Source organism: Planktotalea arctica (assembly GCF_002105285.1).
Lineage (GTDB): Bacteria > Pseudomonadota > Alphaproteobacteria > Rhodobacterales > Rhodobacteraceae > Planktotalea > Planktotalea arctica.
The window spans coordinates 1-14,452 of sequence record NZ_MUHR01000035.1; the positions used below are offsets into that span (position 1 = coordinate 1).

13 protein-coding genes are annotated in these 14,452 nt (G+C 53.0%); 2 read left to right on the plus strand and 11 right to left on the minus strand.

All coding sequences use genetic code 11. The features are described from left to right. The first annotated feature begins 1,338 nt into the window (after nt 1-1,338). Both B9P63_RS18545 and B9P63_RS18550 read left to right on the plus strand, forming a co-directional pair. On the plus strand, nt 1,339-1,986 hold the full coding sequence (locus tag B9P63_RS18545; protein ID WP_085311601.1) for a response regulator transcription factor: 648 nt from the start codon (nt 1,339-1,341) through the stop codon (nt 1,984-1,986). Continuing rightward, nucleotides 1,983-3,563, plus strand: coding sequence for a response regulator (locus tag B9P63_RS18550; RefSeq protein WP_085311603.1), 1,581 nt, complete (start codon nt 1,983-1,985; stop codon nt 3,561-3,563). The genes B9P63_RS18545 and B9P63_RS18550 overlap by 4 nt, the downstream gene beginning before the upstream one ends. Here the strand turns inward: B9P63_RS18550 and B9P63_RS18555 are convergent. From B9P63_RS18555 to B9P63_RS18610, 11 genes are all read right to left on the minus strand, one after another. After that, on the minus strand, nt 3,560-3,943 hold the full coding sequence (locus tag B9P63_RS18555) for a response regulator (protein WP_085311605.1): 384 nt from the start codon (nt 3,941-3,943) through the stop codon (nt 3,560-3,562). The two genes, B9P63_RS18550 and B9P63_RS18555, sit on opposite strands and share 4 nt — an antisense overlap. 99 nt (nt 3,944-4,042) lie before the next feature. Further along, entirely contained in the window at nt 4,043-4,441 is a 399-nt protein-coding gene (locus B9P63_RS18560; protein WP_085311607.1) for a sensor histidine kinase family protein, read from the minus strand. A gap of 45 nt (nt 4,442-4,486) precedes the next feature. Beyond that, nucleotides 4,487-4,939, minus strand: coding sequence for an HWE histidine kinase domain-containing protein (locus B9P63_RS18565; protein ID WP_176219208.1), 453 nt, complete (start codon nt 4,937-4,939; stop codon nt 4,487-4,489). An 896-nt stretch (nt 4,940-5,835) separates the two neighbouring features. After that, a complete protein-coding gene (locus B9P63_RS18575) occupies nt 5,836-6,399 on the minus strand; it encodes a hypothetical protein (RefSeq protein ID WP_085311613.1) in 564 nt (187 codons plus the stop codon). Then, complete coding sequence (locus B9P63_RS18580) at nt 6,396-6,728, minus strand: hypothetical protein (protein ID WP_085311616.1); 333 nt, start codon at nt 6,726-6,728, stop codon at nt 6,396-6,398. Before B9P63_RS18580 ends, B9P63_RS18575 begins: the two co-directional genes overlap by 4 nt. A gap of 543 nt (nt 6,729-7,271) precedes the next feature. Further along, nucleotides 7,272-8,639: an FAD-dependent oxidoreductase gene (locus B9P63_RS18585; protein ID WP_085311618.1), complete on the minus strand. Its 1,368-nt coding sequence runs from the start codon at nt 8,637-8,639 to the stop codon at nt 7,272-7,274. Continuing rightward, entirely contained in the window at nt 8,626-9,486 is an 861-nt protein-coding gene (locus B9P63_RS18590) for an isocitrate lyase/PEP mutase family protein (RefSeq protein WP_085311620.1), read from the minus strand. The genes B9P63_RS18585 and B9P63_RS18590 overlap by 14 nt, the downstream gene beginning before the upstream one ends. Further along, nucleotides 9,483-10,085 carry a cysteine hydrolase family protein gene (locus B9P63_RS18595; RefSeq protein WP_085311622.1) on the minus strand — a complete coding sequence of 201 codons (603 nt, stop codon included), beginning with the start codon at nt 10,083-10,085 and terminating at the stop codon, nt 9,483-9,485. Before B9P63_RS18595 ends, B9P63_RS18590 begins: the two co-directional genes overlap by 4 nt. Beyond that, nucleotides 10,082-12,154 carry a hydantoinase/oxoprolinase family protein gene (locus tag B9P63_RS18600; protein ID WP_085311624.1) on the minus strand — a complete coding sequence of 691 codons (2,073 nt, stop codon included), beginning with the start codon at nt 12,152-12,154 and terminating at the stop codon, nt 10,082-10,084. The genes B9P63_RS18595 and B9P63_RS18600 overlap by 4 nt, the downstream gene beginning before the upstream one ends. Further along, on the minus strand, nt 12,151-13,848 hold the full coding sequence (locus B9P63_RS18605; protein WP_085311626.1) for a hydantoinase B/oxoprolinase family protein: 1,698 nt from the start codon (nt 13,846-13,848) through the stop codon (nt 12,151-12,153). The genes B9P63_RS18600 and B9P63_RS18605 overlap by 4 nt, the downstream gene beginning before the upstream one ends. Beyond that, nucleotides 13,845-14,411 carry a DUF4440 domain-containing protein gene (locus B9P63_RS18610; RefSeq protein WP_085311648.1) on the minus strand — a complete coding sequence of 189 codons (567 nt, stop codon included), beginning with the start codon at nt 14,409-14,411 and terminating at the stop codon, nt 13,845-13,847. The genes B9P63_RS18605 and B9P63_RS18610 overlap by 4 nt, the downstream gene beginning before the upstream one ends. Between the last annotated feature and the right edge of the window lie 41 nt (nt 14,412-14,452).

The window sequence follows — 14,452 nt, forward strand, 5'->3', positions numbered from 1 at the left end:
AGTTTTGCCGGACCACTTCAAACAAGTGTTTAATGACAGATGGGTCATTTATTAAATTTTTGGCGCTTGCTGCTCTTTAGTGTGGAGTATGTTCACATCCAAAAAAGAATGGGTAGGGGCGCTATATTCACGGATAGGGATGGTATTGATGTTAGGCGTCGGGGCCGTCCACAAAAAATGGAGCTGCAATTGACACGAACTGACGGCGAGAGTGCCGATCTCTGATTGCTGGAAAATCTCAATGAGATTACGATCGGTGTTCTTGCCTCGACGGTTGTCGCCGACCCGGGACAGCCCAAACATGTCACCCAACTCGCGAACTACCAGAAGACTGAGCTCCTAAAAGTGCTGCGTGCTGCGACATTCGCGTCGCCCGCGAGGGCCGAAAGTTACCCGATCTTTACGCTGTTAACCTGCCCTTCCGGGTAATCCATGAAACATCTCCTTATCTGCTATTAACACCATGCTTGTTATTACACATAGACATGGTTAATACAGCAAAAACAGAAGGTTAATTGGAGAATGTGGGTTAAGAGGGCTGGTGCGTTACGGTCTAAACGACCGTGAAAAAATTAAAACCTGCTGCCTCCAATGACCCGCGATCACTGTCGAATGCAAAAAGATCGGTCGGAACAGAAAGATCCTGCATCATGTGTCTGCTAAGAATACAAGTAGGCACGTCGGGGAACATGCGTTGTGCCGCTTGACGTTCTGCTATTGCTGCGGGGCGCCCGTAAGTTTCACCGTTCGCTATAATTAGAGAGGGGGCATCATTTACTCCGACATTGGTGCCTTGCAAGACGTTCATTCCCAATGCCATCACAACGGAACCAATCTCAGTCCGATACCCACTTTCGAAACCAATTAGCATGATGCAACTTGTGCGTTCAGGCCAGCAGTCGAACGAGGTTTCGCGAGGGGCGGCCCAATGAATCGCTTCATCGGTAGAGGGATGCCTAAATCGAGACGCATGTTCCAAATGGGTAGGCCTTCGTGAGTGGTAACTTTTTCGCTGCTCCGTCTTTTTTATGCTTTGTTTTATTTAGCCCAACCCTCTCTTAAGGATATGAAGAAGTGCAAAAGAATTATTTGGCTAATTAATAATTTAAATCCTATAGCTTTTGATGCTTTTTTTCAAAAGCTGCTGACGGGGTAACTTGCGCCTGCAACTCGGTGACTTGGGCGTAAAGCATGTAAATTAAGCGCGGCTGATGTGTACACTAATTGCCTAGAAAGCTAATGATAACAATTTTCAACTAAAATATAGCTGTCGCCCTCTACTGAGGTATACTAATCTCTAAAGAGAAGAAAAAGGTGTCTAAAGGAGTACCCGTAAGAATGGACCAGCCGCCCAATGCTGCACTGCATGGTGAAGAGCTCGTGCGAGTTCTAGTCGTAGATGACCACTCGTTGATTTCCGAGACGCTGCGGCATGTTTTGACCGAGGAAGAAGGGTTTCACGTTGATCTCGCGATTACAGCGAAAGACGCGCTTGAGCAGATTACGGACAATGACAAGTATGGTGTCGTCTTATTAGATTATGACATGCCCGACTCCAAGGGGCTTTCCCTGCTTGAAAAGCTGATTGCGGCTAATCAGGGGGGCGTGGCCCTGTTTACGGGTGTGGCCGGCTATCCCATCATTCAAAAAGCGCTTGAAATGGGGGCGTCTGGCTATGTCCCCAAGACAACCAGCCTTAGAAATTTGAAGAACATTATTCGCATAATCGCTTCGGGGGAGACATATATTCCCTTTGAGTTTGTTCAGAAAGTGAACAACTTCGGCAAGACACCTTTCGATTTGAAGCCACGGGAGTTGTTGATCCTTAACCTGTTGGGAGAGGGATTGCAGAACAAGGAAATTGGTGCGTCTCTCGATCTTGAGGAGACGATTGTTAAAATGTGTGTGCGTTCTATTTGCGTAAAGCTGTCTGTGCGAAACCGCACTCAGGCTGTGATTGCAGGGCGTAAAAGCGGGTTGTTATGAGCGCTACACTCAAAAAACTCCTCGTTGAGCATTTTGGTGAAGATCTTTGTAACCGTATTGAGCACGCTGTTTTTACTGCAGGTGGCATTGAAGATTTTGATTGCGAAAGCGACGGTATCGCTTTGATCAGTCCAGCCGGTAAATTTCTTTTTGTGAATTTCCAGTTGTCCGAACTATTAGAGATCGAGGACGCAGGACACCTTGGCGGCTTGCGGTGGCAGGAATTTTGCTCATCTGCTGAAGTGCTGTCATTCCTTAGAAGCCATGCACCAACTTTCGCGGCTTCCGGTGTTTGGTGGGGCCGCGTGAATGCGCGTCATAGATCGGGCGACGTTGTGGCGCTAAATCTATCCCTTACACTTCTTGAAACCGGTCATACGGTTTGCCTGGCCCGAACGGAGCAAGCCCAAGGCGCAAGAAAAATGCGTGCGCCCGAGTACCCTGATATGTGGGCCGCTTATGGCGCGGCCGCAAAACAACAGCTGGCACATTCCATCGGGCATGATTTTGCTAACCTGATGACCGTTATCTCGGCTTCAATAGAGGTGATGCCGCCAAGCGCAGAGACCCAAAACATGTCGGACGCGGAATTGGATCGATTAGGCCTTGCGCTGGTTGAAGCGCGCCGCATGATCGGGGATTTGCAAAACTTCCCCCGATCGGACAAGCAGGCGCGATGCCGTGATTTGATGCCGTTTGAGAAAATGACCAAGCGGGCTTTGTTGGAAAGAACGGGCGTAGATTGCGACATCAGGTTTGAAGAGCCGCAAGTGCCGCAGTTCGTGTGGAGCGCCCCGAGCGATTTTCTTGTTGTTCTAACGACCATCTTTGAACACATCTTTCGTGCGGTGCCAGAATCGAAGATTTCGGCGCAGGCGGGCAAGCTCGCTGCGGATTTCGAACCTGTTGCGGGGTTTTTGAGTAAAAACGCGTCCTATACGGAAATTTCGTTTCATTTGCCGCCATCAAGCAGTGCGAGCACCTTGTGTGCGCTTTTTACGGAAGGCGGGCAGGCGTGGGCGCTAAGCGGCATTGATAGCGCGATATTTGAGGGGCTGCTCAGGGACAATCATGCTGCAATGTCGTTCAAGGACTTGGGCGGCGCGGGCTACCAAGTTTCGCTTGCCTGGCCGAACCGCTATGCGCCCCCTTTGGTAGAGGTTGAGCGGGTTTGTGCAGAGACTGTTAGCGTTCTGAAAGATTGCCGCATCCTTGTGGTGGACGATTCACCGTTCATGTCGGATTTCCTGTCAAAAATACTAGATGACAGCGGCGCGTTAACACTTGCCGTGAGCAAGCCGGAAGATGCGTTGAGGATCATCGAACAATCCCCGCATATTTGGTCTGCTCTGATTACCGATCTGGATATGCCAAATTTGAATGGTCTTGAATTGGCAAAGAAAATACGCGCCATTTCGCAATCACTTCCGGTTATTCTAGTCTCGGGTCATGCAAAAATATTTGCCGAACGCGCGTCGCCGTTTTCAGCGGTGCTAAGCAAACCGGTTGTTGCAAAAGAACTGGTTGCTGCCGTTTCTGCGCAAGTCGCCAAGTTCAAAAGCCATAAGCGGCATTAACTGGTTTTTTCTGAATTTTGTGGGACTGCAAGTTGCTGCTCTATCAGCTTTGCAAGATGCGCTGGTTTGAAGGGCTTATTGATTATTTTGGCTTCGCCCAGATTTTCCGGAATAATACCAAGGCTTGCGGCATATCCGGTCAGGAAGAAAAAGGGCACAGCAGCGTCGCGAAGGGCTTTTGCAACTTTGATGCTATCCTTCTTGTCGCCCAGATTGAAATCAAGCAAAGCGAATGTCGGCCTTTCAGTGGTGATAAAATCTAGCGCTGCTTTTTCGGTTTTGCACAGGACATAATTGTCGAAACCAGCGGTTTCGAGCATGTCTTCGATCAGCATCGCGAGGAGCGTATTGTCCTCCAAGATTAAGATTTTATGTTCCATGGTCTTTACCTAGCGGCACTTTTGCAAGGGTCAATATTACCTGACGAAACGGTGATAGAAAAGCCAACTAGGTACAACCTGCGTGTGTATGACGCAGGGTCAAGTATCCACCCGATCTTCCGGCAAGAGCTGATGAACCTTCGAATGCGCAGAGGTGTCGGGTTGAGCGGCCTCAAATGAAATGCGCGCTGTCAAACCATCCTCTTTATAGGCGATCTCTACTTCGGCATTAAGATCTTCCTTCATCACGCGCTCGATTATGACAGAACCGAAACCACGGGTTTTTGGGGCTTTCTTGATTTTTGGCCCACCAGATTCACGCCATTCAATACGGGCAATTTTGACATCGTCTTTGATGTCTATAAAGCTGTTTATGAAAATCACTCCCGTTTCTACAGACAAAGCGCCATATTTGGCGGCGTTTGTCAGAAGCTCGTGGATGGCCATGCCAAAGGGAAGGGCCTGATCCGCGCTTAGGTAAATGTCTGGACCCGTCATGCGAATGACATGCCCGCGCGAGGTTTGGAACGGTTTGCTTTCACTTTACAGAAATTCCGAAACCTTTGCGGATGTCCAGTCGGAAATCGTTAAAAGATCATGGGTGCGCGATATGGCGCCGAGCCTGTCCTCTAGGCGTTCTTGATAGTTGGCAGGGTCATCGACACCTTTAAGCAGAAACTTTGAAATCGAGCTGATGCTCGTCAGCGTATTTTTGACGCAGTGATGTAGCTCGCCCATGAGCAGTTTTTGCAGCTCGTTTTGCGCTTTCACCTCAGACACCATTTGCGCCTGTTCGGTGACTTCACGCACGCAAGCGCCAACCGCAAAAATGTAATCATCCTGCATAACCGGATAAAAATCTGCGATCCAATCGCGTAGGATCCCCGGCGCAGCGGCGGTTTGGCCCTGAATTTCGAAATTTCTAACGGGTTTGCCCGTATCGAACACGGTTTGATACTGCGGTGAAAGAAAGTAAGACGGTGATTGTCCCGTCACGGGCAACCACGGGGCCTCTGGTGTACTTCTGTCCCTGACAGATATGAGCGTTCGGCTTGGAATTTGTTGAGGTTCTGTTGTGGGATTCTGACGATGCTGTGTTGCACCTGAAATGTATTTGAAGAGCTTACAAAATGCTGAATTTCTATTAGGCGCACATGAAACCTGTGGTATCCAGTGTCTGGTGCGAACACTGGTTGCATTATGATCCAACATCGAAGATGTATCATGCTAATTTTAGCAGACATCGGCTAACTCAGCTACAAACGGCAAGGATTAAGACGTGTACCACAAGTGCGAGATTAGGCTGAACAAGCACGTCAGGCAGTTGATGATTTTATTCTTTGGTCTAGTATTCACCAATTTATGCTCCCCGCCAGCATATGCAAATGGTCTGGTGGATTGGATTACAGGCAATGGGGAAGACATTATTGCCGAGATAAGGCTAGATAACGAATGTAATATAGACTCAAAATATTTTGTTGTTAAGGACGTCAGTACATTGGCATCGAAACGCTTCTTTGGCGGAATTGCTAGGCTTAAAACAAAAAAAGGGGCCAAGCTATTTGTTGAGCTGCTACCTGGCCTTGAAGTGAAGCACATTGGTGTATCCGTTCGAGCAAAAGAGAGCATGGACGTGCGGATATCATGTAGCGCTAGGGTCTTTAAGTTTTGGTAGAGTCGTACGGCTGACCAAAGCATTTTATCGTACAATTCCTAAGTTGTGTGAATATCTAAACCTTTGTGTGTGCAGGGTTAGCCTATGCGGATGTTGTGTTTCCTTCCTGAAAAATAGGTTCAAGTATCAGGTAAATATCTGATTTTATGTGTTTGATGCCTCGGTATTTATGTGTTTGATGCTGCGGTATTATAGTGGGCATCAATGCTGTTTCAGTTTAGATTTCCCTATCCACCACTTTACGGGCTGATTTCACCAATCCAATTTTCATACGGCCCGGGGTCAAGTTTGCGCCGAACGTTCCGTCGCATAGCATATCCCGCTCTGATCCGTGATCATCAGTTAGGGTAGAGGGCGAGACGATCAAGAGAGCAATGTCCACCAGCTCTGATCTTACCTTGAGGATTTCGCGTATCGCATCATCGCTGCTGCCGAATGCCTCGGTGTTCACGATAATGTGCGTAAAGAGATGTTTGAGAGAGGCCGCTTTTGACAAATGAGCGCTGTTGCCAAACGACGCGGTAATCTTGACGTCGGCAAGGGTGCAAATTTCTCTGATCTTGCCGAGGCTGTGGCCCTCGAACCCGATGAGCAAGATTTCGTAATCGGAAATCGAAGCGGAGGCTTCTATTCTTGCGACTTTGCTCATCAGGCGGTCTTCCAGCGAAGACACAGGTGCAAATCGTTGCGAGCTTGGCGGCGTTGCTTTACGTTCCTTGCGCTGAGTGCAGGCAGTGGAAAGCGCGGCGAGAAAGTGAACGTTCGAGATGAGCGAATTCATTGCGCTTCTCCAGCGGCAAGGCCGAGAAAGCGAAAGCCGGAGGCTTGCAGCAAGGCTTGGGAGCCGTCAAAGTCGTGTTCGTCTAATTGCTGATCCGGGGCATGCCCTTGACCATCGAGCAATACGCAGATCGCGCAGTCCGGAAACGTTTGCTGGGCTAATCTTCGCTCGCGCTGCGCCTTTGGTGCCGCGTAGCTGTCCAGCGATGCCACAATAAGCTCGGGTTTGTCTGAAGGGCCGGCGTTTGCGCCGTGTAGCACGGTCATGCCAAGCGCTTGGGCTGCCCTGCGAATTGGGGTTTGAAAGGGGTTTTCAAAGCCGACGAGCATCAAACATCCAGCAAGGTGAGGGAGGGGCACCTTGCTGGATAATTGGTGGCTCGCCAGCTCTGAACTCGTGTGAGTCTGGTGTTCGCGGTTTGTTAATGTTTTTGCCATCTTTTTGCCCTACTCAATCTTGTGAGATAGTCCTGAACGAACTTTTGATCTCGATTAAGTTCAACCATAGGTCGTGGTGTGTACGCGGACAGGTGGCATTTGGTTGGCTGTGGGTAAACAAAGTTAACTTGGGGTTAACTAAAGTTTAATTATTAGAGCTTAGGTAAAAACCTTTGAGAAATTGCATCTTTCCGTTTCAATTTTGGGATTTTGAGGGTGCGGCGCTTTAACCGCGGGGCGCATGCAGACCTGCGGTTGAAGCGATTGTTTTGAAGGAACCGTATTGCTTTGGCTGCGATCCATGAGCCTATGGGCCGATAACTCTCGGCAGTTCCATTTTGCTGGGTTTGTAACCCAGACTTTCAAAATGGAGTTTTGTCGTGATGAATTAGCGGCCTAGCCTATGGGTATTAAAGCGCCAACAGCATTCAATTGCTATCCCAAGCCTGCAATACTTCCCAAAACACTCGCGGCGAGCAGCCCGTTGCCTGACAAATAGCCGCTATCAGACGTGCCGGATACGCCGACCGCAGCGCCGCCAGTGGCATAGAGGTTTTGAAACAGCTCCCCCGATTTCATTCTGACACGGGCGCTTTTGGGATCAATATCGAGACCGCCTTGGGTGTGAAACAGCGCACCCGTCACTTTGACCGCGCAGAATGGGCCGTTCAGATGCTGCTCTGACCAAGTTCGCCCAAAATCATCTTCGCCCTGCGCGGGGCGTGCGGCAACGGCTTGGCGCAGGCTTCCTGTTTCAAAGCCACATTTTCCATCAAGCGCATCTAGTGTATCGGCCCAGATCAAAGCGCCTTGGCGTTCGGCATTTTTGAAATCGGCAAACTGCCGTGCAATATTGGCAATGCGTGCATCGAATACGGACCAAGCGTAGCCTTGTGGCTGGCTTAACACTGCGCGAGCAGCTTCCGAGTATCCTTGCGCTTCGTTCCAAAAGCGTTGGCCCATAGCGTTAACCTGAAACCCACCTTCGGTGATGACGGCCCATGTGATCAGAATGCCATGCGGATGCGCGACATTACCATGGCCCTGATAGGCACCTAGATGCCGCGTTGCCGCCCCCAGCTTTTCGCCCCAGGAAATTGCATCGCCGTTGTTGCCATCATGACCAAACCAAAGGCTTTCGTTGATCTCGGGCATATAGCGGCTGACCATTTGGCGATTTCCGCCGAAACCGTTGCAGGCCAGAATGGTTCGCTGCGCTGCGATCGTCTCGGTGGCACCATCTGGGCGCATGACTTGCACGCCGTGAACGCGGCCTGCTTGTGCGTATAATGTGACTGCACGGCGTTCGCAAATAAGGGGGATGCCAAGATGCTCGATCCGGCCGCGCAGCGCATTGATCAACTCTTCGCCCGAGCGTGTCGGCAGGCCGTGCATTCTTCGCCGTCCATGTCCTGGATAGTCGAAATTGGTGACAACGCTGAACGGCAAGCCGTGGGTTTGCATCAGCCAGTCAATGACGGGGGCGGCGTTATGGGCAAGCACATCCACCAAGGCTTGCTCGTTTTCGCCACGTGCTTTTTTCTGGATGTCTTGTGCGAACAAGGTGGCACTGTCCTCGATTCCCGCCTCCTGCTGGAGCTTGGTCCCTGCGGCAGGTATCAGACCGGCACTCAGCGCGGTTGAGCCTGAAGGCAAGGGGTCAGCCTCGATCACAAGGACGTCCTGGCCCGTTTCATATGCGCGCAGGGCTGCAATCATACCCGCAGCGCCGGCGCCAATAACGAGGGTGCCAACCTCGATGTCATACTCTGGCAGTGGGGCTGCGATATCAGGATGTGCCATCAAAGCGCTTTCCCAAGGCGAGCATATCCGGTGTGCCAATCGCCGCGTTCAGCCCGTCAAAATCATACATCCTGCCTGCAAATGGTTTGTTTGACCCTGCGTTCTTTAAGCTGTTGTAATAGTCGTGCGCGGTGCGCGCCAAAGCCCGTACAATTCCGCCCGGAAAGATTACGATATCGAACCCCATATCTTGCAGGGTTTGGGCTGACGAAATTGGTGTGGCACCCCCTTCAACCATATTGGCAAGCAGGGGTACCTGTCCCTGAAACGTGTTTGCAATATGGCCCAATTCGGCCTCATCGCGGGGGGCTTCGATAAACAATACATCGGCGCCCGCTTCGATGTAGGTGCCTGCGCGGTCAATGGCAGCTTCTATTCCCTCAACGGCGATCGCGTCGGTGCGCGCAATGATAAGCGTATCGTGGCGGCGCGCATCGGCCATGGCAGAAATTTTTCCGGCCATTTCGGCGCAAGAGATCAGGGATTTGTCCGACAGATGACCACAGCGCTTGGGGTAGGTCTGATCCTCGACCTGAAGAGCAGCTGCGCCTGCACGCTCATAAGTCAGCATGGTGCGGCGCGCATTAAGCGCATTCCCGAAACCTGTATCTGCGTCCATGATCACGGGCAGATCAGAGCGGTCTGCGATCAGTGCCATAGTATCGGCCATCTCGCTTGCTGTGCAGAGCCCGATATCAGGGCGGCCCAAACGGGTATAGGTGACAGCGGCGCCCGACAAATAGAGCGCTTCAAAACCGGCGTCCGTGGCGAGCGTTGCAGTGAGCCCGTCATAGACGCCCGGTGCGATCAGAATGTCAGGCTGGGTCAGACGCGCGCGCAAGTTCATCGAGCTGCTCCGATTTCGTCCGTTGCCTCGGCGCAGGTCAGGATTCGTGTGACTGATCCAAGCGAGAGCAGGCTCGCCTCATGTACGTCCGTCTTGAACGCAGCACATCCATCAGACAGCATCACAGTGTGAATGTCGCGCAGATGGGCATCGCGCAGGGTGCTGGCCACGCCACCGTTCGTCACAATCCCGCCAACAAGCAGAGTATCAATGCCCATCGCGCGCAAAATATATTCCAGACGCGTTTGGTAAAAGGCCGAATAGGCTACTTTTTCGATGGTGAAATCCGCAGGCTTGAGCGTGTCGACAAGGTCATGACCAAAACCACCGGGGCTGAAATCTCCTTCGGTCAGAAACGGGCGCAGTTTTTTCAGATGCGCCGAGATCAAAGGTGCACCGCCGCGTCCCGGCACAAGTGTGAACTGCGCCGAAATATAGGTGCCGCCAGCAGCCACCAGTGCATCGCGTAGGGGGGCTATTCGCGCGGGCAGCGCGGCAATTTCGGGGGCTGACTGTCCTGCGCGTCCATAAGCGCCTTCAGGGTGCAAAAAGTCATTTTGCAAATCAATCGTCAGCAGGGCTGTGCGCTGTGGATTCATGATGTTTCCCTTTCAATCAAGGTATTGCCAAACTGATCTACACGACCTGAGAGGTCTGGTTCAATCAGAACGGTGGTGTCGGGCTGCTCAAGGATGGCGGGGCCATGAATGACCGCCCCGACAGGCAGTTCTAGACGCGCATAGATCTTTGTTTCGTGCCATTTCCCACCAAAATACACCTGCCGCGTGCCGCGCAAGGCCTGCTCGACAGAGCCACCTCTGGGTGCAAGCGTGGTCAGGTCAAAGCGCGGACGCTTTCCTGTAACCGCAGAGCGCAGATTGATGACACGGCGCACGCCGTCTTTCAGCAATCGCCCGTAGGTGGCGCGATACGCAGTATCAAACGCGTCACCAATCGCGCCTTCAGTGGGTGTAATCACGACACCATCTTTAACAGATATGATAAGTGGCACACTTACCGTGTGGGTTTGGCCAAGGTAGGCCATATCAAGGGTGAATGATGTTTCCCTTGCTTGAAACGTCGTGCGCGAGGCGTTCAACATAGCAAGGCCCTGATCCACATGCCGCTGCATATGTGCGGTAAGAGCTTGTGTGTCGATCCCGTCCAGCATCGTGTTGAGGGTTTGCACAAAATCCTGCCGCATGTCGGCAATCACACAGCCCATAGCAGAGGTCACGCCGGGATAGCGCGGCACGATAGCGCGGGCCAGACCGACCTCATGTAGCATCGCACCCGCATGCAGCGCACCGCCGCCGCCAAAGGGCATGAAGGCAAAACGTTTCGGATCAAACCCGCGCTCTACCGACACAAGGCGCAGTGCGCCCGCCATGCGGCTGTTGGCGACGCGTAAAATTGCTTCCGCAGCGGTCAGTGCATCAAGGCCAAGGGGTTTGCCTACGTGCTCTTCAATCGCTGTTATCGCGGCATCCACATCAAGGCGCGTTAGTTTCCCGCCGATAGGGTTGTCAGGGTCGATGCGGCCTAGAGCGACATTTGCGTCTGTAACTGTGGGGCGCGTGTTGCCTTGTCCATAGGCTACAGGTCCGGGGGTTGAGCCCGCACTTTCCGGACCGATGTTTAGCAATCCACCTTTATCGACCCACGCAATGGAGCCGCCACCCGCGCCAATCGTTGTAATCTCGATCATGGGGGATCGTACGACCATTCCAAAGTCAATCGAGGTTTGCTGGCTGAGCATGCTTTGCCCCTGCGCGATGAGAGAGACATCAAAAGATGTGCCGCCCATATCGCCTGTAATCACATCCGGAAAGCCCGCGGCTTGCGCAATGTATCCGGCGGCGACGACACCGGCGGCTGGACCCGACAACGCCGTGCGCACAGGCAATTTGGTCGCGGTGTCCACATCCATTACACCGCCGTTCGATTGAACGATCATGAATTCGCCTGCAAATCCGCCGCCTTTCAATGCGGTTTCAAGTCGGGCCAGATATCCAGACACTTCAGGTTGCAGGTAGGCATTGAGAGCCGTGGTTGAAAACCGTTCAAATTCGCGGATTTCGGGCAGGATTTCGGACGAACAAGAAACATGTGCGTTGGGCCAGATTTCCCGAACCGCAGCCACAGCCAGCGCCTCATTTTCTGGGTTAGCATAGGCATTCGCAAAGAGTATTGCGACAGCGAGGCAGCCGTCCTCAATGAGGTGTTGTGCTGCTGCCCGCACTGCATTCAGATCAACAGGCAGGCGTATGGTGCCATCTGCAAGTGTCCTTTCAGGTACTTCCAGTCGCTGTGCGCGGTCTGCGATTGGTGTGAAATCCCCGCGCAAACCCCATGTGCGGGGGCGGTCGCGGCGACGCATTTCCAGAACATCGCGCAGACCTTCGGTGGTGATCACGCCGATCTTTGCACCTTTGCGCTCCAAAAGGGCATTGGTGCCCGCGGTCGTGCCATGTACGACGACAGATACCTCGGCCAGATCATCGACACGCGATCTGATCCCGCTCAGGAATCCTTCGGATTGGTCAGGCCGCGAGGTAGGAACTTTTGCGACCTCCGCGAAGCCGCTGGTCTCGTCCAGAACAAAGATATCTGTAAAAGTACCGCCAACATCGACGCCAATCATTTTTTTCGCAGGTGTCTTGCTCATAGGGTAACCTCTTGCCATGCGGTGCCGTATGTTTTGTCCGCCTCTTGTGGACTTGTCAGACCCGCTGCCACGTCACGGGCCACGGCGGCTGGGGCGCGTTTGGAAGCGGGGCCATAGCCGCCGCCACCGGGCGTTTCCAGCCGTACAGATTGGCCTTGCTCCAGCCGGATACCAACCATTTTCGAGGCCATAGGCGGATGATGCCAACCATCTTCCTGTTCAAAACTGAAGACGTTAAGTGCTGCGTTGCCGCCGCCTAAAATACCAGTGGGCGCATAACGCCCGCGCTCTCCGAACAAAAACGCCTTTGCGCCATTTCCCTCTAGCACTTCGATTTCATAGACTGCCCCCAAGCCACCGCGGTGTGTGCCGGCGCCTGCACTGTCAGGTCGCAAGGCCCACTGCTTGAACATCACCGGATAGGCCGCCTCAAGGATCTCCATTGGCGGAATGGTGGCTGTCGAGATCGGCGCATTGCCGTGATTAAGCCCGTCCCCGTCTATCGATCCGCCATGTCCGCCGCCATAAAAGCTGAACATGACCCATGGCTTGCCGTTGTCGCGGGTGCCGGAGATCGACAGCGCGTTGATGGTGCCATAGGCGTTTGCCACAACCCGCTCTGGCGCGGCGCCTGCTGCGGCTGCAAAAATCACGTCGATCATGCGCAAAATCGTCTCGGTATAGCCGCCAACGGGAGCAGGAAAGGGTGCCGACAAAAGCGACCCTTCGGGTATCTTGACCATGATGGGGCGCATTACCCCTGCGTTCGCGGGCAGTGCAGGGAAAATGTGTTTTATCGCGACATACGCAGTGGCAACGGCGGTCGGCAGCGCAATGTTCACCGGACCTGCGCAGCGCGGTGCGGTTCCTTCAAAATCAAGGGTCATGGTATCACCCGAAATTTCCAGAGCGACAGTGATTGGCAGGGGTGTGTCAGTGATCCCGTCATTGTCGAGGTAATCCGTGGCGGTCCATCGCCCGTCGGGCAGGGAGGTCAGCTCGGCGCGCATCAAAGTCTCGGCGCTGTTTTGCAGTGCGTCCAGACCTGCGCGAACTGTATCGGCACCGTATTCTGCCAATAATTCATCCATGCGCCGCACACCCAGATCAAGGGCACCAAGCTGACCGTTCAGATCACCTTGAGCCGATTGCGGCAGTCGCGTGTTGCGCATGAGAATGTCGATGATGTCAGTTTGCACGACACCTGCCTTCGCCAGCCGGACAGGGGGCAGAACGAACGCCTCCTGAAAGGCATCTGTGGCCGCAGGATTGTAGTTGCCCGGAACAGCGCCGCCGACATCATGCCAATGGCCAACAGAAGCGAGATAGCAAAATAGTTTACCCTCGAAATAATAGGGCCGTACCAGTCGCATATCGCTCAGATGGGTTCCGCCAAGATGGGCATCGTTGAAGATGTATATATCGCCATCTTCAAGGTCTCCGTTCTCGGCGGCCTTATCAATTACGGCCTTTACTGCGAAGCTCATCACGCCGACAAATATCGGCAGACCGGATTTCCCTTGGACCAGCGTGTCACCAGACACAGCGTGATATAGGCCGTGGCTGGCATCATGCGCCTCGGCGATGATGGGGTTAAAGGCTGCGCGGAAGAGGGTCGCGTCCATCTCGTCTGCAATCTGTTCCATCCGGCCTGCCAGAACGGCCAGTGTGATGGGATCAATATCTACGCTCATGTCTTTCCCTTGTGCTCGGATATATCATTCCAGACGTCTTGCCGCGTGAGCAGCCCTTCGATCACTTCAAACCGATCAATGAAACGGATGCCTTCAAACGGGGTTCCATCGGACCATTCGCCGTTCAGCGTGCCGCGGCAATATACGGTAGCGTGGGCCCCCGCCGATTGCAGTGCATCAAACCCGTCATAGGTTTTTGTCACAAATCGGTAGCGGGGGGTTGCCCAAGCGATCAGTTCTTCAAGGCGGTGCATCTGCTTGCTTCCGGGGAATGTCATAACAAAGTTTGAACCAAGCAAGCTTTGTGCAGCTGCCAAATCCCGGCGCTCCATCGCAGTGAGGAACCGGCGCACGACTTCCGCAGGGTCCGGCAGCGCGGCAGCAGGTGCGCGATGCTGTCGTCCACGCATGTAGGCGGCGCGGGGCATCTCGTGAATCATCACTGTTACAGCTTCGGGCGGCGCGGGAACGACGATACGCACCGCATCCGTTAGCGCTTCACCCATGCGGGTCTTTTCGTCGTCGCTATATCCCTCAAGGATATGGAGTTCAATAATCGGCACGCCATCCTCCGTAATATCTGTATTTTTTGTAATACATATAA